The organism is Dactylosporangium maewongense, assembly GCF_039531485.1.
GTDB lineage: Bacteria > Actinomycetota > Actinomycetes > Mycobacteriales > Micromonosporaceae > Dactylosporangium > Dactylosporangium maewongense.
Map to the genome: position 1 here is coordinate 38,804 of NZ_BAAAQD010000003.1, position 18,790 is coordinate 57,593.

At 72.4% G+C, this 18,790-nt stretch carries 16 protein-coding genes and 2 tRNA genes; 14 read left to right on the forward strand and 4 right to left on the reverse strand.

What is annotated here, in order from left to right; translation table 11 throughout:
• Window positions 1-976: 976 nt before the first annotated feature.
• Window positions 977-2,752 (reverse strand): copper resistance CopC/CopD family protein, encoded by a 1,776-nt coding sequence (locus ABD332_RS09890; protein WP_344501507.1) that lies wholly within the window; start codon window positions 2,750-2,752, stop codon window positions 977-979.
• Between the two features lie 131 nt (window positions 2,753-2,883).
• On the opposite strand from ABD332_RS09890, the gene bcp reads away from it, so the two are divergent.
• The 7 genes from bcp to ABD332_RS09925 all read left to right on the forward strand — a co-directional run bounded on the left by bcp (window position 2,884) and on the right by ABD332_RS09925 (window position 7,926).
• Complete coding sequence (gene bcp, locus ABD332_RS09895; protein WP_344501508.1) at window positions 2,884-3,357, forward strand: thioredoxin-dependent thiol peroxidase; 474 nt, start codon at window positions 2,884-2,886, stop codon at window positions 3,355-3,357.
• 58 nt (window positions 3,358-3,415) lie between these two features.
• Window positions 3,416-4,990 carry a circularly permuted type 2 ATP-grasp protein gene (locus ABD332_RS09900; protein WP_344501509.1) on the forward strand — a complete coding sequence of 525 codons (1,575 nt, stop codon included), beginning with the start codon at window positions 3,416-3,418 and terminating at the stop codon, window positions 4,988-4,990.
• Window positions 4,991-4,998: 8 nt separating this feature from the next.
• Entirely contained in the window at window positions 4,999-5,946 is a 948-nt protein-coding gene (locus ABD332_RS09905) for an alpha-E domain-containing protein (RefSeq protein ID WP_344501510.1), read from the forward strand.
• Window positions 5,943-6,785: a transglutaminase family protein gene (locus tag ABD332_RS09910; protein WP_344501511.1), complete on the forward strand. Its 843-nt coding sequence runs from the start codon at window positions 5,943-5,945 to the stop codon at window positions 6,783-6,785. Before ABD332_RS09905 ends, ABD332_RS09910 begins: the two co-directional genes overlap by 4 nt.
• 24 nt (window positions 6,786-6,809) lie before the next feature.
• Window positions 6,810-6,882, forward strand: a tRNA-Leu gene (locus ABD332_RS09915).
• Between the two features lie 52 nt (window positions 6,883-6,934).
• Window positions 6,935-7,666, forward strand: coding sequence for a DUF7873 family protein (locus ABD332_RS09920; protein ID WP_344501512.1), 732 nt, complete (start codon window positions 6,935-6,937; stop codon window positions 7,664-7,666).
• A gap of 111 nt (window positions 7,667-7,777) precedes the next feature.
• Window positions 7,778-7,926: transfer RNA gene (locus tag ABD332_RS09925), tRNA-OTHER, on the forward strand.
• A gap of 136 nt (window positions 7,927-8,062) precedes the next feature.
• Here ABD332_RS09925 and ABD332_RS09930 read toward each other — a convergent pair.
• Genes ABD332_RS09930 through ABD332_RS09940 form a run of 3 tightly spaced genes read right to left on the reverse strand, consistent with a single transcriptional unit; the run spans window position 8,063 to window position 10,110 of the window.
• The gene (locus ABD332_RS09930; RefSeq protein ID WP_344501513.1) at window positions 8,063-8,554 is read right to left on the reverse strand and encodes a hypothetical protein; all 492 of its coding nucleotides are present in this window, start codon (window positions 8,552-8,554) and stop codon (window positions 8,063-8,065) included.
• Between the two features lie 27 nt (window positions 8,555-8,581).
• Window positions 8,582-9,271, reverse strand: coding sequence for an HAD family hydrolase (locus tag ABD332_RS09935; RefSeq protein WP_344501514.1), 690 nt, complete (start codon window positions 9,269-9,271; stop codon window positions 8,582-8,584).
• Between the two features lie 38 nt (window positions 9,272-9,309).
• The gene (locus ABD332_RS09940; protein ID WP_344501515.1) at window positions 9,310-10,110 is read right to left on the reverse strand and encodes an MOSC domain-containing protein; all 801 of its coding nucleotides are present in this window, start codon (window positions 10,108-10,110) and stop codon (window positions 9,310-9,312) included.
• Between the two features lie 107 nt (window positions 10,111-10,217).
• Here ABD332_RS09940 and ABD332_RS09945 point away from each other — a divergent pair, with 107 nt between their 5' ends.
• From ABD332_RS09945 to hutH, 7 genes are read left to right on the forward strand one after another with little or no spacing between them, the layout of a single operon-like run.
• Window positions 10,218-11,066 (forward strand): MurR/RpiR family transcriptional regulator, encoded by an 849-nt coding sequence (locus tag ABD332_RS09945; RefSeq protein ID WP_344501901.1) that lies wholly within the window; start codon window positions 10,218-10,220, stop codon window positions 11,064-11,066.
• Window positions 11,067-11,079: 13 nt separating this feature from the next.
• Window positions 11,080-12,729, forward strand: coding sequence for a urocanate hydratase (gene hutU / locus ABD332_RS09950; protein ID WP_344501516.1), 1,650 nt, complete (start codon window positions 11,080-11,082; stop codon window positions 12,727-12,729).
• Between the two features lie 2 nt (window positions 12,730-12,731).
• The gene (locus tag ABD332_RS09955; protein WP_344501902.1) at window positions 12,732-13,937 is read left to right on the forward strand and encodes an allantoate amidohydrolase; all 1,206 of its coding nucleotides are present in this window, start codon (window positions 12,732-12,734) and stop codon (window positions 13,935-13,937) included.
• Complete coding sequence (locus tag ABD332_RS09960; RefSeq protein ID WP_344501517.1) at window positions 13,934-15,283, forward strand: formimidoylglutamate deiminase; 1,350 nt, start codon at window positions 13,934-13,936, stop codon at window positions 15,281-15,283. The genes ABD332_RS09955 and ABD332_RS09960 overlap by 4 nt, the downstream gene beginning before the upstream one ends.
• Entirely contained in the window at window positions 15,280-15,972 is a 693-nt protein-coding gene (locus tag ABD332_RS09965) for a hypothetical protein (protein WP_344501518.1), read from the forward strand. Before ABD332_RS09960 ends, ABD332_RS09965 begins: the two co-directional genes overlap by 4 nt.
• Window positions 15,969-17,138 carry an imidazolonepropionase gene (gene hutI, locus ABD332_RS09970; protein WP_344501519.1) on the forward strand — a complete coding sequence of 390 codons (1,170 nt, stop codon included), beginning with the start codon at window positions 15,969-15,971 and terminating at the stop codon, window positions 17,136-17,138. Before ABD332_RS09965 ends, hutI begins: the two co-directional genes overlap by 4 nt.
• Window positions 17,135-18,655 carry a histidine ammonia-lyase gene (gene hutH / locus ABD332_RS09975; RefSeq protein WP_344501520.1) on the forward strand — a complete coding sequence of 507 codons (1,521 nt, stop codon included), beginning with the start codon at window positions 17,135-17,137 and terminating at the stop codon, window positions 18,653-18,655. Before hutI ends, hutH begins: the two co-directional genes overlap by 4 nt.
• Window positions 18,656-18,790 lie beyond the last annotated feature (135 nt).

An 18,790-nucleotide genomic window follows, 5' to 3' on the forward strand; every position in this document is an offset into this window, starting at 1 on the left:
AGCACGCGGCACCCACCGCCCCAACACCCCGCGGCGCGTTGATCGAAGTCTGGATCCGGCCATCCCGACGACCACTCCTGTCCTTCGATCAAGCCAGCAGCACGAGAACCGGCAAACGGCAGCCCGAGGTCCAGCAAGCCAGCAGCGAGGATCGGCAAGCCGACGGCACGAGGGTCAGCGTTGCGCAGGTGGCGCCCAGGCCCACCACTGCGCCGTGCCGCCACACCAACTGCGACGGCGCCCAGCACTCACCGCCTCGACACCCAGCAACGTGGTGATCAAAGTCCGGATCCGGCCGTCCCGACGACCAGATCTGTCCTTCGATCAACCCAGCCGCCCAAGCACCACCAGCAAGCCAGCGGCGAGCGTCATCTGGCAAGCGGCACGAGAATCGGCGGGCCCGCGGCACAAGCACCGGCAAGCCAGCAGCACGAGGACCAGCAAGCCAGCAGCGAGGGTCGGCGTTACACATGTGGTGCCCTGGTCCGGCAAGCAGCGATGTCCCCCGCCCAAAGCTGGCGACCCCCACACGGACGCGCCGCTCAACCCACTGCACCGCCACGGACGCACCACTCAGCCCACGGCGACGACATGGACGCGATGGACGCGTCGCGCCGGCCACGGGCGCCGCCACATCCGCTGGCACACCGATCAACTGCCGGCACCCCGAGCACAGGCAACGGGTGCACGGCAGCCGACCCGGAGCTCGGCGCTCGCGGGAACCCCGAAGCCCGCACATCGTCAGCGCAGACCCGACCGGCCAGCACAGCAATCAACCAGCCAGCGCCGCGATCAACGGCCAGCCCAGCGGCACCGGCCGACGACCGGCCCTGCAGGGCCAGCCAGCATCGCGATCAACGGCCGACCCAGCGGGACCGGCCAACGACCCAACCCAGCGGGACCGGCCAACGGCCCAACCCAGCGCGGCCAACCAGAGCCGCGCAGGGCCGAGCAGGGCGAGGCCAGCGGGCGGGTGTCAGCTGCGGATCGGGACCTGGACGGCGATGGTGGTCTGGTTGAGTTCGTCGACGCGGACGGTGAACTTCAGCTCCCACGTCCCCGCCGGCGTCAGGGTCACCGAGCCGGTGGCGTGGTCGGGGGTGATGGGCAGGGTCGGCAGGACGATGGGTTCGATGCCCTTGGCCGGCAGGGCGGCGGTCGCCTTCCACTCCGCGACGGTCTGCGGGCCCGAGCCGTCGGGCTTGAGGGCATACAGGTGGACGGTGTTGGGGCCGACGCGACCCGGGGAGACGTCGACCTCGAGCTTCACCAGGTTGGTCGTGACGGTGGTGGTGAAGGGGCCCTCCGCCCCGTTGTCGCCGGCCGCCACGCTGCGGGCCGGGCTCGTCTGCACCAGCACGGACGTGAAGCCGAGCACCACGACGGCGATGAGCACCTCGATCAGCACCGCCCGCCGCAGCCGGGCCCGGTCGGCAGGCTCGGCCGGAGCGTCGGCGACCTCCTCGGAGTCGGACAGGTCGGCCAGGTCCTCCGAGTCATCGGGGTCGCCAGGGTCATCGGAGTCGTCGAAGTCGGACGGGTCCGTGGCGGCGGGCGTGGGGGCCGGCGTGAAGCGGCGGTTGGTGATGCTGCGGGAATAGGCCGCGACCCCCAGGATCACGGCCAGGAGGCCGGCCTTGACCATGACGAGGCGGCCATACGTCGTGCCGGTCAACGCGTCCAGGGTGCCGATCTCGACGAGGGCCTGCGCGGTGCCGGCGAGGACCAGCACCGTGATCGCCAGCAGCGCCCAGCCGGACCACACGGGCACGATCGCGGTGAGCTCGCGGGTGTCGGCGCGACGCAGCAGGAACGCGAACAGCATCAGCAGGCCGCCGAGCCACACCGCCATCGCGGCGAGGTGCGCGGCGTCGGCGACGACGGTCAGCGTCGGCACCGGCGAGGCGCTCGGGTGCCCGGAGATCGGCCAGGTCGCGAGGCCGACGACGCCGAGGATGACGAGCAGCGTCTGGTCGATCTTGCCGGCGCGGCCGGCGATGAGGGGGCGCAGCAGCACCGCGACGGCGATCGCGACGGCGATGCGGATCAGGTGGGCGGCGCCGAACGTGGTGCCGAGCACCTCGCGGGCGGCGGTTGAGGATACGTCGAACAGGGAGGTGCCGGAGGTGTACGGGATCTGCAGGTACAACTCCAGGGCGGCGCTGAAAACGAGCAGCCCGGCGCCGGTCAGGGCCACCCTGCCGGGGTCGCGGGCGGAGAGCCGCCGGGGCCAGAGGGCGAACAGGACCAGCGTCGGGCCGACCAGCAGGATCAGGCCGGCGAAGCCGATGAACCGCGCGACGGACATCGCGTTCTTCACCACGGCGTCGGTCTTGACGTCGGCGCCGGCGTCGTTGCCGCCGGGCACGGCGGAGACCTGGCCGTAGGAGAAGCTGTAGCCGCCGCTCACGGGATGGCTGTCGGCGGAGATGACCCGGTAGCTGACGAGGTAGGTGCCCTTCGGGCCGCCGGACTTGAGCGGGATGACGAGCTCGGTGTCGCGCGCGGCGGGCTTGCCCGTGTCGGCTCGGCTGCCGTCGGGCGCGATGACCCGGATCTTGTCGGCGACGATGCGCACGGGCTCGCTGAAGGTGAGCGTGATCTCGCCGGGCAGCTGGTCCACGACCGTGCCGGCGACGGGCGCGGTGCGCTCGATGATCGCGTGCGCGCCCGCGGGCGAGGCGGGGAGCAGCAGGATCAGCAGCGCCCCGAAGAGCGTCGCCAGGGGGATGGACCAAGCGCGGCGGGTCATGCCGACCATGATTTCGCGAATTTCTCGGAGATGCTGCCGCGGGGGTCGGGTTTATACGATCCGTCACGTTGCCGGGACGCACCGCTATGCGCCGTCATGGATGTCACCGTCGCGCGATAGAGTGCCGAACCATGACGACCACACGCCTGGAGCCGGGTGACACCGCTCCCGATTTCACGCTGCAGACGGATCGCGACGAGCCCCTGTCGCTCGCCGACCTCCGGGGGCGCAAGGTCGTCCTCTATGCCTATCCAGCGGCGATGACGCCCGGCTGCACCAAGCAGGCGTGCGACTTCCGTGACAATCTCGCCTCGCTCAAGGCCGCCGGCTACGAGATCGTCGGCATCTCGCCGGACTCCCCGGCGAAGCTGGCCCAGTTCCGCGAGCGCGACGCGATCACGTTCCCGCTCGTGTCGGACCCGGACCGGGCGGTCCTCAAGGCATATGGCGCGTTCGGCGAGAAGCAGAACTACGGCCGCACGGTGCTGGGCGTGATCCGCTCGACCTTCGTCATCGACGAGAAGGGGCAGATCGAGCGCGCGCTGTACAACGTGAAGGCCACAGGACACGTAGCGAAGCTCCGCCGGGACTTAGGACTGGACTGACGCGTCGCGCAAACACATCGGTAATGCGGCTGAAACGGGCCGTGCCTAGCCTCTCGCCATGGCGGACATCTTCGACGACTATTCGATGTCCGGGGCCATGTTCGAGGCGTGGGACGAGATGTTCGAGCGCCCCGGTCTGCCGCGGTCGCCGTACCGTTCGCTGTTCGCCGCGCTGCAGCCGCTCGCCCCGGCCGACCTGAGGTTCCGCGCCGACCAGCTGGCCCGGGTCTTCACGGACCGGGGGGTCACGTTCGCCTATGCGGGCGAGGAGCGTCCCTTCCCGCTGGACCTGATCCCCCGGATCCTCGACGCCCACGAGTGGGACCTGCTGACCGCGGCCGTGCAGCAGCGGGTCAAGGCACTCGAGGCGTTCCTCGCCGACATCTACGGCGCCGGCCGCGTGTTCGCCGACGGCGTCGTGCCCCGGAAGCTGATCACCACCAGCGCGCACTTCCACCGCCAGGCATACGGCATCGAGCCGGCCAACGGGGTCCGTGTGCACATCAGCGGCGTCGACCTGATCCGGGACGAGGAGGGCAGGTTCCGCGTCCTGGAGGACAACCTGCGCATCCCGTCCGGGGTGTCGTACGTGATCGAGAACCGCCGCGCCCTGACCCACACGATGCCGGCGTTGTTCGCCGAGGCGCGGGTCAGGCCGGTCGACGACTACCCGGCCCGGCTCCTGGCGGCGCTGCGGGCCGCGGCGCCGGAGGGCGTCGAGGACCCCACGGTGGTCGTGCTGACGCCGGGCGTCTACAACGCCGCGTACTTCGAGCACGCGCTGCTCGCCCGGCTGATGGGCGTGGAGCTGGTGGAGGGGCGCGACCTCGTCTGCAGCGGCAACCGGGTCCGGATGCGCACCACGCAGGGCGAGCGGCCGGTGCACGTGGTGTACCGGCGGGTCGACGACGAGTTCATCGACCCGTTGCACTTCCGGCCCGACTCGGTGATCGGCTGCCCGGGCATCGTCAACGCGGCCCGCGCGGGCCAGGTCACGCTCGCCAACGCGGTGGGCAACGGCGTCGCCGACGACAAGCTCGTCTACACGTACGTGCCGGACCTCATCCGGTACTACCTGTCGGAGGAGCCGCTCATCGACAACGTCGAGACGTACCGGCTGGACGACCGCGACCCGGAGGTCCTCCACGACGTGCTCGGCCGGCTCGACCAGCTCGTGCTGAAGCCGGTCGACGGCGCTGGCGGCAAGGGCATCGTGATCGGCCCGCAGGCGTCGGACGAGACCCTCGCCGCGCTCAGGACGCAGGTCGAGCGGGACCCGCGGGGCTGGATCGCGCAGCGGCCGGTGGCGTTGTCGACGTCGCCGACGCTGCTCGGGGACCGGGTCGCGCCGCGCCACATCGACCTGCGGCCGTTCGCGGTCAACGACGGCGACGAGATCTGGCTGGTGCCCGGTGGCCTGACCCGCGTCGCGCTGCCGGAGGGCGCGCTGGTCGTCAACTCCAGTCAGGGCGGCGGTTCCAAGGACACCTGGGTGCTCGCGCATCCGACCGACCCCGCGCCGTCAGTACCGCAGAAACACAAACTGCCAGAGCCGCGTGAGGCCGGTGGCGGCCCCCGCGACTCCGGCCCGGCCGCCGCGCAGCTCGCCGGTCAACAGCAGCAGCAACAGTAGGAGGGGCCGTGCTCAGCCGCATCGCGGAGTCCCTGTTCTGGATCGGCCGCTACGTCGAGCGTGCCGACGACACCGCCCGCATCCTCGACGCGTTCCTCGGCCGGCTCCTGGAGGACCCGTGGGCCGACGAGGACGCCGCGTGCCGGACGCTGATGTCGGTGCTCGGCGCGCCCGCGCCGCAGGACCGGCGGATCACCACGGGCGACGTGCTGGAGCTGCTCGCGTTCGACGCGGAGGACCCGAGCGCGATCTCCGGCGCGATCGTCGCCGCCCGTGACAACGCGCGCGGTGTCCGCGAGACGATCTCCAGCGAGATGTGGGAGTGCCTCAACGTCACCTGGCACACGCTCGCGTCCCGGCGGGTCGCGGCTGAGCGGCTCGGACCGACCGTGTTCCTCAGCTTCGTCCGGGAGCGTTCGGCGGTACTGGCGGGGCTGGCCGAATCCACGATGAGCCGCGACGACGGATGGCGGTTCCTCGTGCTGGGGCGCAGCCTGGAGCGCGTCGACATGACCGCACGGCTGCTGTCGATCCAGACCAACACCACGGACGAGATCACGGGCTGGCGGACCGTGCTGCGCTCCTGCGGCGCCGACGAGGCGTTCCTGCGCACCCACGGCGGCACGTTCGACCCGCAGCGGGTCACGGAGTTCCTGCTGCTGGACCGGCTGTTCCCGCGGTCGGCGCTGCACGCGCTGGGCACCGCCGAGCAGTGCCTGCGCGAGCTGGCGCCGACGACCGAGCGGGCCGGCGTCACCGACGCGGCGCGCCGGCCGATCGGGCAGATCCGCACGCGGCTCGAGTACGCCGACACCGCCACCCTCCTGGCGGAGCTGCCGCAGCACCTGCGGGCGCTGCAACAGACCTGCGCCACGGCCAGCGCGGCGATCACGGCCCGCTACTTCCCGCAGTCAACCCCCGTCACCTGGGGCACCGTCGCATGGGGTGGATCATGAGTTGGCGTCTCAAGATCAGGCATGTCACCGGCTACCGGTACGCGGGCACCGTCTCCGCGTCCTACAACGAGGCGCGGCTGACCCCGCTGACGCTGCCCTGGCAGACCACGCTGTTCAGCCAGGTCGAGGTCACGCCGGGGGCGACGACCTACCGGTACCACGACTACTGGGCGACGCAGGTGACCGCGTTCGACCTGCACCGGCCGCACCAGCAGCTGCGGGTCGTGTCCAGCAGCCTCGTCGAGGTGACGCCGCCGCCCCGGCCGGTCGTCGACCTCGGCTGGTCGGAGCTGGCCGCCGACGCGGTCCTCGACACCCACGCGGAGCTGCTGACGGAGCGCCCGCTGACGGCCGTCGACGCCGATCTGGCCGGTGAGGCGTGGGACGCGGTCGCCGGCAGGTCGCCGAAGGCCTCCGCCGAGGCGTTGTCGCATTGGGTACGGGAGAACGTCGCCTACGTGCCCGGATCCACCGGCGTGCAGACGAGCGCCCAGGAGGCGTGGAAGCTGCGCAAGGGGGTCTGCCAGGACATCGCGCATTTGACCGTCGGGCTGCTGCGGGCCAGGGGTGTCCCGGCCCGGTACGTGTCGGGTTATCTGCACCCGAAGGCCGAGGCGGAGATCGGCGAGACGGTCGCGGGGCAGAGCCACGCCTGGGTCGAATGGTGGGCCGGCGATTGGACAGGCTTCGATCCCACGAACGGGATCCCGGTCGGCCCGCGGCACGTGGTGGTCGCCCGGGGCCGCGACTACGACGACGTGCCGCCACTGCGCGGCGTCTATCACGGCGCGCCGAGCAAACACCTCGGGGTCACCGTCGAGATCACGCGCCTGGCCTGAGTAGAGTGATGCCCGGTCATACGCGGGGCCGTAGCCCAATGGCAGAGGCACACGGTTTAGGTCCGTGCCAGTGTGAGTTCGACTCTCACCGGCCCCACGTTTATCTCGGATGAATTTCGTCGTACCCGGCTCGTACACTCGGCCGCATCATGACGAAGCTGAATCAGATCATCGCGGTCGAGAAGGGCGTCAAGTCGCGCTCCTTCCAGGAACTGACCGACGCGCACCACGTGCTGCAGAAGCCCGCCCTGCTCGCGGGCATCGCGCGCACCTACCGCCCGAAGGACGAGGAGGGCGAGCAGCTGCCGCCCGAGTCCACCCGCGTGCAGGTCAAGGCCGACGAGATCCTGCGGCAGACCGCCACCATCCTGACCCGGCTCTTCGACGTCACCGCGACGAAGGACTGGACCAACTGCGTCGCCCGCGCCGACGTCGTCGTCGACGGCACGCCGCTGCTGCGGGACGTGCCGGTGTCCTACCTGCTGTTCCTGGAGAAGCAGCTGGTCGACCTGCTGACGTTCGTGCGGAAGCTGCCGGTGCTCGACGCGTCCGAGTCGTGGGTGTATGACGCCTCCGCGGACTGCTATGCGACCGAGCCGACGCAGACCACCCGGACCAAGAAGATCCCGCGCAACCACGTGAAGGCCGAGGCCACGGAGAAGCACCCGGCGCAGGTCGAGGTGTACTACGAGGACGTCGTGATCGGCTACTGGAAGACCGTGAAGTTCTCCGGCGCGCTGCCCGCCCAGCGGGTCAACGAGCTGGTGGAGCGGGTCGAGAAGCTCCAGGCCGCGGTGAAGTTCGCCCGCGAGGAGGCCAACGGCGCGGAGGTCGTGCAGCAGGAGGCCGGCGAGAAAGTGTTTCGCTTCCTCTTCTCCTGACGACTAAGATCGGTGGTGCGCAAGGAGCGCAGACTGAACCTGAGGCTCAGTTTTGACAGGTGCGCGCGGTGTCAATGTGAAGGTTCGATTCCTTCCGCCGTCACTCGTGACGGCGTAGCCCAATGGCAGAGGCGGCCGCGGGAGCCGAAACACAAACTCAACTTCTCGCTCCAGTCTGAGCATTCGCCGTTCAACACCGGATCGACCGATCGCAGACCTCGTCGTCGAGGCTACGGGTTCAACTCCCGTTCGGGCCTCCAAGCACGGCCCGATAGCTCAATCGCAGAGCGCGACGCCTTCAAGCTGATCTGCGATCTTAAACGTGCCGGTGTGTGCAATTGGGCGGCAAATCGAGGCCCGGGGATGGATACTCCCCGGGCTTCACCAATTCCGGCGTCAGCGGGCGCTGCTGCGCATCCGGTTCAGGGCCGCCTCGGCCTCGTCGGGGTCGTCGACGCTGACCGTGAACTGGCGACCGGCGAAGTCGAACAGGAGCGCCGGCCCTGACCGTACGATGACCGCCCGGCCGCGACCGGGAATCCAGGTCCACCCCCATCGCTGGGCGATGCTGGACTGCACGTCGACGGCGCGCAGGCTGTTGACCATGCGCAGCGGCACCTGGATCGGCGGCATCGGCAGCAGCCCGTGCCGGATGCGGACGTTGTACATGCTGATCTGCACGCTGACGTGCGCCATCGCGGCAGCCCAGACCAGGGCGGCGAACGCGGCGACGAACAACAGCGTGGCGGCCGCCAGGGTCTTCGGCCGGTCGAACGGGTGCTCCGGGAAGAGCGTCACGGCCGCCGCGGCGCAGGCCACCGCCACGAGGGCGCCGACGCCGGCGCGGCGGTGCCCGATCGCCTGTCCCGACCAAAGCAGAAACGACACGGGCGTTGTTCTACCAGAGGCGCCGCCTCATGCGGCGCGGGCCCTGATGGCGTCGGCGAGGTGGGTCAGCGACTGCACGACGGCGTTGCTGCCCTCGCCGCCGTGCAGCATCTTGCGGGGCTCGCGGATGCGTTCGACACCGATGGCGTGGGCGCCGGCCCGCTGCGTGGCGGACATGGCCGAGAAGGTCGCGCACACCACCGCCGTCTCGCCTGGGTGGGCGCCGATCGCCTCCAGTACAGGAGCCATCGTGCGGACGGCAGGGTGTCGCATCGCGAATCCCCGGCCCAGTGCCGGCCCGACCAGGGCGCGCAGGCCGTGGTGCTGCAGGAAGCGACCCACCGCCGACTCGCTGTGCGGTGCGTAGACGGTGACGGCGCGGCCGGTGGCGCGGCAGGCCTCGAGGAGGGCGGGCGCGCCGGCCGTGATCGGTGCCTGCCCGGCCGCGTCGAGCTCCGCGTCGTGGACGAGCTGCTCGGCGCGCCTGCCGAGGTCCTCGCCCGCGGTGTACGCCTCGGCCAGCATGTCGAACGGGTTGCCGCTCACGCCGACCATGATCGACATCTGGTGGCCGGTGTCCAGCAGCATCTCGCGGATCTGCCCGGCGACGGCCTCGGGCTCGGGCAGCAGGTTGCCGAGCACGCTGAACGTCAGCACCACGTGCCCGGTCCGGTCGAGGATCTCGGCGAGGTGGGGCCGGACCCGCAGGGGCGTCACCCCTTGATCATGACCCGCCACCCGCCCCGCCGGGTCCGTTATGCCACGATCACCTCGTCGCCCACAGCGATCTTGCCCTCGTGGTCCGGGATGAGGTTGACGCCGAACAGCAGGCCTTCCGGGAAGCGGCGGCGCTCGCCGAGCACGCGCAGCGGCTGGCGGCCCTTCTCGCCGGTCTCCGGGTCGATGGTGGTCAGGACGCAGCGGCTGCACGCCTTCGGCACCCGGAACGACACGTCGCCGATGACGACCCGCCGGCCGATCCAGGTGTCCTCGGCCCAGGCGGTCGCGCCGCCGACGACCACGTTGGGCCGGAAGCGGGTCATCCCGACGGGCTCGTCGCCGCCCTCGACCAGCCAGTCGTTGACCGCGTCGAGCGAGGCCGCGTTGGCCAGCAGCAGCGGGAAGCCGTCGGCGAAGCTGACCCGGTCGCCGGGCTCGCTGTAGTCCGGCTCGACCGGGCGGCGGGTCGGGTCGTCGAGCCAGACGAGGCTGACGGGGCGGCCGATCACGCCGGAGACCCACCGGTCGGCGGCCTCCCCGGCCGGCGTGGCGGCGATCGACAGGAAGAAGTGCCGGACGTCCGTGGTGGCGCCTCGCGGCGACGGAACCCACAGGTCCGGGGCGCCGGGCGCCCGCAGTGTCAGCCCGCCGTCGCGCGGCTCGGGCCGGATGCGCCCGAGGGCCGGGGTGTCACGCTGGGTGACGAGCTTCGCGTCGCCGTCGACGACGAGCCAGCGGCGGTCGCCGGCCAGCCCCCACGGCTCCACCTCGGCGGAGGCCGCCTCCACTCGATAGCAGCTCTTGACGGGGTAGGTAGCCAGGTAGGTCAACCGCACGCCGCGAGCGTCGCACGCCGACCCCGTGGTTAGGCAACACTATGAATGAGTTGATGCGCTTGACTCGATCATGAATGTACTCTTACATTCGGGCGGTGACATCGGAGATGGAGCGGCGACTGCTGGAGCTGTTCGACGGGCAGCGGCTCACGCCCGCCCAGCGGCGCATCGCCCGCTGCCTGGTCGACAACGCCGGCCAGGCCGGCTATCTGTCCAGCGGCGACGTGGCCACGCTCGCCGGGGTGAGCCAGCCGTCGGTCACCAGGTTCGCCACGGCGCTGGGCTTCGACGGCTATCACGCGCTCCGCGACGAGATCCGGGTCACGTTCGACGGTTACCAGCACCGCCCGCCCCGCGACGACGAGCCGGTCGAGACCGAGACCAACCAGTTCCAGCAGGCGCTGGGCGCCGAGATCGCCAACCTGCAGCGCCTCGCCGACGCGCTCGCCGACCCCAAGCCGCTCGCCGAGGCGGGCCGGGTGCTCATCGGCAGCCGGCCGCTGCCCGTGTTCGGCATGCGGGCCGCCCGCGCCCTGGCGACGGCGTTCAGCTACTTCGCCGCCAAGGTCCACCCCGACGTGCGGCCGCTGCACGAGCACGGCAGTCTGCTGGCGGATCGGCTGGATCAGGCACGCGCGGCGGGCGCAGTTGCGATGCTGGCGTTTGTGCTGCCCCGGTATCCGCGCGAGGCGGTCGACGCGCTGCGGGAGGCACGTGCCGCCGGTCTCACCGTCGTGACCGTCACGGACTCGCCGGTCAGCCCCGCCGCCGCCGAGTCCGACATCGTCCTGCCCGCGCCCGTCGGGTCGCGGCTGGTGTTCGACTCCCACAGCGCACCGACGGCGATGGTGACGATGCTGCTGCAGGCCATGTGCGACGCCGCCCCGACCGAGACCCAGGCCCGACTCGAGGCGTTCGAGCGGGCCGCCGCCACCCGCCAGGTCTTCCTGCCCTAACCCGAGGAGTTCGATGGAGACGGTCCGTGCCCCTCGCGGCACCAAGCTGACGGCCCGGGGCTGGCAGCAGGAAGCCGCGCTGCGCATGCTGATGAACAACCTCGATCCCGACGTCGCCGAGCGGCCGCAGGACCTGGTCGTCTATGGCGGCACGGGCAAGGCGGCGCGCGACTGGCCGTCGTTCCGCGCGCTGGTGCGCACGCTCACGACGCTGGCGCCCGACGAGACGATGCTGGTGCAGTCCGGCCGCCCCGTCGGCGTGCTGCAGACCCACGAGTGGGCGCCGCGGGTGCTGATCGCCAACTCCAACCTCGTCGGCGACTGGGCGACCTGGCCCGAGTTCCGGCGCCTCGAAGCGCTCGGCCTGACCATGTATGGGCAGATGACCGCCGGCTCCTGGATCTACATCGGCACCCAGGGCATCCTGCAGGGCACCTACGAGACGTTCGCGGCGGTGGCGGCCAAGCGCTTCGGCGGCACCCTCGCCGGCACGCTGACGCTCACCGCGGGCTGCGGCGGCATGGGCGGCGCCCAGCCGCTCGCCGTCACGATGAATGGTGGCGCCTGCCTGATCGTCGACGTCGACCGCACGCGTCTGGAGCGGCGGGTCGCGACCCGCTATCTCGACGTCATCGCCGACTCGCTCGAAGACGGGGTGCGGCTCGCGGTCGAGGCGCAGATCGCCCGGCGGGCGCTGTCGGTCGGCGTCGTCGGCAACGCCGCGCTGCTGCTGCCCGAGCTGCTGCGCATGGGCGTGCCGGTCGACATCGTCACCGACCAGACCTCCGCGCACGACCCGCTGTCCTACGTGCCGAGCGGGGTCGATCCCGGCGACGCCGCCGACTACGCGGCGAAGAAGCCCGAGGAGTTCACCGAGCGGGCCCGCCACTCGATGGCCCGCCACGTCGAGGCGATGGTCGGGTTCCTCGACGGGGGCGCCGAGGTCTTCGACTACGGCAACTCGATCCGCGGCGAGGCGCAGCTGGGTGGTTTCGACCGGGCGTTCGCGTTCCCCGGCTTCGTCCCGGCGTACATCCGGCCGCTGTTCTGCGAGGGCAAGGGCCCGTTCCGCTGGGCCGCCCTGTCGGGCAACCCGGCCGACATCGCCGCCACCGACCGGGCCGTGCTCGACCTCTTCCCCGACAACGACTCGCTGCACCGCTGGATCCGCATGGCCGGCGAGCGGGTCGCGTTCCAGGGGCTGCCCGCCAGGATCTGCTGGCTCGGGCAGGGCGAGCGCGACAAGGCCGGCCTGAGGTTCAACGAGATGGTCGCCGACGGCACCGTCGAGGCGCCGCTGGTGATCGGCCGCGACCACCTCGACACCGGCTCCGTCGCCTCGCCCTACCGGGAGACCGAGTCGATGCGCGACGGCTCCGACGCGATCGCCGACTGGCCCCTGCTCAACGCGCTGGTCAACACCGCCTCCGGCGCGTCGTGGGTGTCGATCCACCACGGTGGCGGCGTCGGGATCGGCCGCTCGATCCACGCCGGGCAGGTCTCCGTCGCCGACGGCACGGAGCTCGCCGCGCAGAAGCTCGCCAGGGTCCTGACCAACGATCCGGCGATGGGCGTGCTCCGGCACGTCGACGCCGGCTATGACGAGGCCACCGAGGTCGCCGGGCAGACGGGGCTGCGGGTGCCGATGGGAGAGACGTCATGACGATGACCGGTGAGCGGTTCGCGGCGCTGTGGGGTTCGCTCAGCCCCATCGGCATGGCCGGCGGCGACGGCGGCTACCTGCGGCACTCGTGGACGGACGCCGACATGGTGTGCCGGGAGTGGTTCATCGAGGAGGCGATCGACCGCGACCTGGAGGTGGAGGTCGACCGCAACGGCAACCTGTGGGCCTGGTGGGGCGCCCCCGACGGCGAAGGCGCCGTCGTCACCGGCAGCCACCTCGACTCGGTGCCGCACGGCGGCGGCTATGACGGGCCGCTCGGCGTCGTGTCCGGGCTGCTCGCCGTCGACCGGCTCCGCGAGCGGGGCGTCACACCGACCCGCCCCCTGGCCGTGGTGGTCTTCACCGAGGAGGAGGGGGCCCGCTTCGGCGTGCCGTGCCTCGGCTCCCGCCTGCTCACCGGCGCGTTCGACCCGGCGCAGGCGCTGCGGCTGCAGGACCGCGACGGGATCCACCTGGCCGAGGCGATGGGCAAGGCCGGCCTCGACGTCGACACGCTCGGCCCCGACCCCGACCGGCTGGCCCGCATCGGCGCCTTCGTCGAGCTGCACGTCGAGCAGGGCCGCGCCCTCGACGTGCTCGAAGCCCCGGTCGGGGTGGCGAGCGGGATCTGGCCCCACGGGCGCTACCGGCTCGACTTCTCCGGCGAGGGCAACCACGCCGGCACGACCCGGATGCTCGACCGGCACGACCCGATGCTCACCCTCGCGCACACCGTCCTCGCCGCCGACGAGACCGCCAGGGCGCACGGCGCCCACGCCACGGTCGGCCGGGTGGACGTCGCGCCCAACGCGACCAACGCGATCGCCGCCCGCGCCTCGGCGTGGCTGGACGCGCGCGCCGCCGACACCGACACCCTCGACCGGCTCGTCAACGCGATCCGCCAGCGCGCCGAGGAGCGCGCCATGCACGACGGCACCCATGTCGCCCTGCACCCCGAGTCGGTGACCGGGGAGGTGGCCTTCGCCGGCGACGTCAGCCGCCTGGCGGCGCTGGAGCTCGGCGCCCCGGTCCTGCCGACCGCCGCCGGCCACGACGCGGGCGTCCTGTCGAAGCACGTCGACACCGCCATGCTCTTCGTCCGCAACCCCACCGGCATCTCGCACGCCCCGCAGGAGTCGGCCACGGACGCGGACTGCGCGGCCGGCGTCGAGAAGCTCACCGATCTCCTGGCCCGGCTGTGCCGATGACCCCTTCCACCGCCCCGCCGCGCTTCCACTGCGAGTGGGCGTGGCTCGCGGACGGCCTCGCGGCCGACGTGCTGATCGAGGTGGCCGACGGGCGGTTCACCACGGTCACCCCCGGCGTGCCGCTGGCCGCAGGGCTCGACGTGGTCTGGTTGCCGGGGGTGACGCTGCCGGGGTTCGCCAACGCGCACTCGCACGCGTTCCACCGGGCGCTGCGCGGGCGGACGCACGGGGGGCGGGGCACGTTCTGGACGTGGCGCGAGCAGATGTACGCGGTGGCCGCCGCGCTGGACCCCGACTCCTATCACCGGCTCGCCCGGGCCGTGTACGCCGAGATGGCCCTGGCCGGCATCACCTGCGTCGGCGAGTTCCACTACCTGCACCACGGCCCCGACGGCACGCCCTACGACGAGCCCAACGCGATGGGCGAGGCCCTGATCGCCGCGGCCGCCGACGCCGGCATCAGGATCACGCTGCTGGACACGCTGTACCTGACGTCGAGCGTCGACGGCAGCCCGCTGGAAGGGGTCCAGCGCCGCTTCGGCGACACCGGCGTCGACAGCTGGGCGGACCGCGTCGGCCGGCTCGCCGCACGACCGCACGCGAAGATCGGCGCCGCGGCGCACAGCGTGCGGGCCGTTCCGGCGGCGGCGCTCACCGAGCTCGCCAGGCACACCGAGGGGGTGCCGGTGCACGTACACCTGTCGGAGCAGCGCGCGGAGAACGATGCCTGCCTGGCGGTCCACGGCCGCACCCCCACGGAGCTGCTCGCCGACCGCGGGCTGACCGGGCCGCGGGTGACCGCCGTCCACGCGACCCACCTCACCGACACCGACCGCACCGAGCTGGGCGACTCCGGCACCGGGGTGTGCTTCTGCCCCACCACCGAGCGGGACCTCGCCGACGGCATCGGCCACGCCCGCTCGCTGACCGACGCGGGCAGCCCGCTGTCGCTCGGCAGTGACAGCCACGCCGTGATCGACCCGTTCGAGGAGGCGCGCGGCGTCGAGATGCACGAGCGCCTTCACACCGAGCACCGCGGCCACTTCACCGGCGCCGACCTGATCACGGCCGCGACCGCCACCGGCCACGCCGCCCTCGGCTGGACCGACGCGGGCACCATCACCCCCGGTGCCCGCGCCGACCTCGTCACGGTCTCGCTGGCCTCCCCCCGCACCGCCGGCTGCGATCCGGCCGCCGTCATGTTCGCCGCGACCGCCGCCGACGTCCGCCACGTCGTCACCGACGGCCGCGTCATCGTCCGCGACGGGGCCCACCTCACCGTCCCCGACGTCGGCGCCGCCCTGACCGACGCCCTCCACACCACACTCACCGGCAGCCGGCGATGACCCCCACACCCGCCACCCTCACCACCCACAGCAGCGCACCCGCCGCCGCGAGCCTCACCGCGACCGCCGCCAGCCGCCACATCGCCGTCGCCAGCCGCGTCGTCGTCCGCAGCGGCACCTGCCCCGCCGTCCCCGACGTCGGCGCCGCCCTCCACATCACTCATCGGCAGCCATCAATGGAATCCGCACCCGCCATCATCGCCACCCACAGCGACGACAGCGGAGAACCTGCTGCCGTGATCTTCGCCGCCACCGCCGCCGCCACCGCCAGCCGCCACGTCGCCGTCGACAGCCGCCTTGCCGCCGTCGACGGCCGCGTCATCGCCTGTGACGGCGCCCGCCCCGCCGCGTCCGGTGTCGGCGCAGCACTGGCCGGCGCGCCGGCATCCGCTTCGATCGGCGGGCGGCCGGCGCTGCACCGCCCCGGGCGGGGAACCGCGACCCGCGTAGGTCGACGGCGGCGGTCGCCAGCGACGAGGGCGACGCCCGCCACCGGCTTCAACACGGCCCGAACCACCACGCCGACCAGGGCAGCGGTCAGAGCGACGCTCACCGCCGGTTTCAGCGCGGCCCGAGCCACCACGCCGGTCAGGGCAGGCGGGAGAGCGACGCTCGCTGCCAGTGGCCTGGGCGATGGTCGTCGCACCGTGCGGGGTGTCGGCGACGTGGGGATCGGGGGGCGGGGATGAGGTCGATGCTCGTCACCAACATCGGTGAGCTGGTCACGTGTGTGCCGGGGCAGGGTGAGGGGCCGCTCGGGATCAGGCGGCAGGCGGCGCTCGTGGTCGACGATCGCAAGGTGGCGTGGATCGGCCGGGCGGCCGACGCGCCGCCGGCTGACGGGCGGGTGGACGCGGGCGGGGGTGCGGTCGTGCCCGGGTTCGTCGACAGCCACGCGCACCTGGTGTTCGCCGGTGACCGGGCCGGGGAGTTCGCCGCCAGGATGGCGGGTGAGCCGTACACGGGCGGCGGCATCCGCACGACGGTCGGGGCGACCAGGGCGGCCGGTGACGAGCAGCTGCGGACCAACGTGGCGCGGCTGCGGCAGGAGGCGCTGCGGCAGGGCACCACCACGATGGAGATCAAGTCCGGGTACGGGTTGACGGTCGCCGACGAGGCGCGGTCGTTGCGGATCGCGCGGGAGTTCAGCGCCGAGACGACGTTCCTGGGGGCGCATGTGGTGCCGGCCGAATACGCGGGACGGACCGACGACTACGTGAGCCTCGTGTGCGGTCCGATGCTGAGCGCCGCCAGGGGCGCCGGGGCACGGTGGGTCGACGTGTTCTGCGAGCGGGGGGCGTTCGACGCCGACCACTCCCGCGCGATCCTGACCGTCGGCGCCGCCGCGGGGCTCGGCACCAGGATCCACGCCAACCAGCTGACCGCCGGGCCGGGGGTGCGGCTGGCCGTCGAGCTCGGGGCGGCGTCCGCCGACCACTGCACGCATCTCACGCCCGAAGACATCGACGCGCTCGCCGGGTCCGCGACGGTGGCGACGCTGCTGCCGGGGGCGGAGTTCTCGACCCGGTCGCCGTACCCGCCGGCGCGGGCGCTGCTCGACGCCGGCGCGACGGTCGCGCTCGCCACGGACTGCAATCCGGGTTCGTCGTACACGACGTCGATGCCGTTCTGCGTGGCGCTGGCCGTGCGGGAGATGGCGATGACGCCGGCCGAAGCGCTCCTCGCGGCCACCGCCGGCGGCGCCGCCGCACTGCGCCGCGACGACGTCGGGCAGCTGCGGGTCGGCGCGCGCGGCGACCTCGCGATCCTCGACGCACCGTCGTTCCTGCACCTGGCGTACCGGCCGGGTGTGCCCCTCGTATCCACCGTCATGCTCAATGGGGAGCTGGTTTGATCACCGTCACCGCTTCAGGCATCACCCCCGCCGACCTCATCGCGGTCGCCCGGGGCAACGCGCGGGTGACCCTCGCGCAGGACGCGCTCGACGCGATGCGCACCAGCCGGTCGATCGTCGACGCCATCGAGCGTGACGGCCGGCCGGTGTACGGCGTCTCGACCGGCTTCGGCGCGCTCGCCAACACGTTCATCGCGCCGGAGCGCCGCGCCGAGCTGCAGCACGCCCTGATCCGCTCCCACGCCGCCGGCATCGGCGCGCCCATGCCGCGGGAGGTGGTGCGGGCGATGATGCTGCTGCGCATCAGGTCCCTCGCCATGGGGCGTTCCGGTGTACGGCCGGAGGTCGCGTCCGCCCTGGTCGACCTGCTGAACGCGGACATCACGCCATGGGTGCCGGAGCACGGCTCGCTGGGCGCGTCCGGGGACCTCGCGCCCCTGGCGCACTGCGCCCTCGTGCTCATCGGCGAGGGCTGGGTGCTCGCCAAGGACGGCGCCAGGATCAGCGCCACCGACGCGGGGGTCAGCCCGATCGCCCTGTCGTCGAAGGAGGGCCTGGCGCTGATCAACGGCACCGACGGCATGCTCGGCATGTTGTTGATGGCGATCGCCGACGCGGCCCACCTGTTCACGATGGCCGACGTCACCGCCGCGCTGTCGATCGAGGCGATGCTGGGGTCGGACCGGCCGTTCATGCCCGAGCTGCACACGATCCGCCCGCACCCCGGGCAGGCCGCCTCCGCCGCCAACCTGCACCGCCTGCTGCAGGACTCACCGATCATGGACTCGCACCGCGACGACCATGAGCACGCCGTGCAGGACGCGTACTCGATGCGGTGCGCGCCCCAGGTCGCCGGTGCCGCCCGCGACACGCTCGAGTTCGCGACGACGGTCGCCGCCCGCGAGCTGCGCTCGATCGTCGACAACCCCGTCGTCCTCACCGACGGCCGGGTCGAGTCGACGGGCAACTTCCACGGGGCGCCGCTCGGGTTCGCCGCCGACTTCCTCGCGATCGCCGCGGCCGAGGTGGGCGCGATCGCCGAACGCCGCGTCGACCGCATGCTCGACGTCTGCCGGTCGCGTGACCTGCCACCGTTCCTCACGCCCGACGCGGGGGTCAACTCGGGGCTGATGATCGCGCAGTACACGGCGGCGGGCATCGTCGCCGAGAACCGGCGCCTCGCGTCCCCGGCCAGTGTCGACTCCCTGCCCACGTCGGGCATGCAGGAGGACCACGTCTCGATGGGCTGGGCCGCGACCCGCAAGCTCCGCACCGTCCTGGACAACCTGTGCAGCATCCTCGCGGTCGAGCTGCTGTCCGCGGTACGGGGGCTGCAACTGCGCGCTCCGCTCACCCCGTCGGTGGCGGGCAGGATCGCGATGGCCGCGGTCGAGGAGCACGCCGGCGGGCCGGGCCCTGACGTGTTCCTCGCCCCGGTCCTGGAGGCGGTGCGGGCGACCGTCTCGGGCCCCGCCCTGCGCGCCGCCATCGAGCGGGAGGTCGGCACCCTGGCCTGAGGGCCGTCGCCGGCGCTGCCCGCGGCGCGCTCAGACACGGGTCGGGGCGGCACGTGATGCGATGTGTCCGCTCCGGCCACCGAGCGCGGCAGGATCTTCCGCCTCAGGTCGAGCGGCAGGAAACGCTGGGGTGCC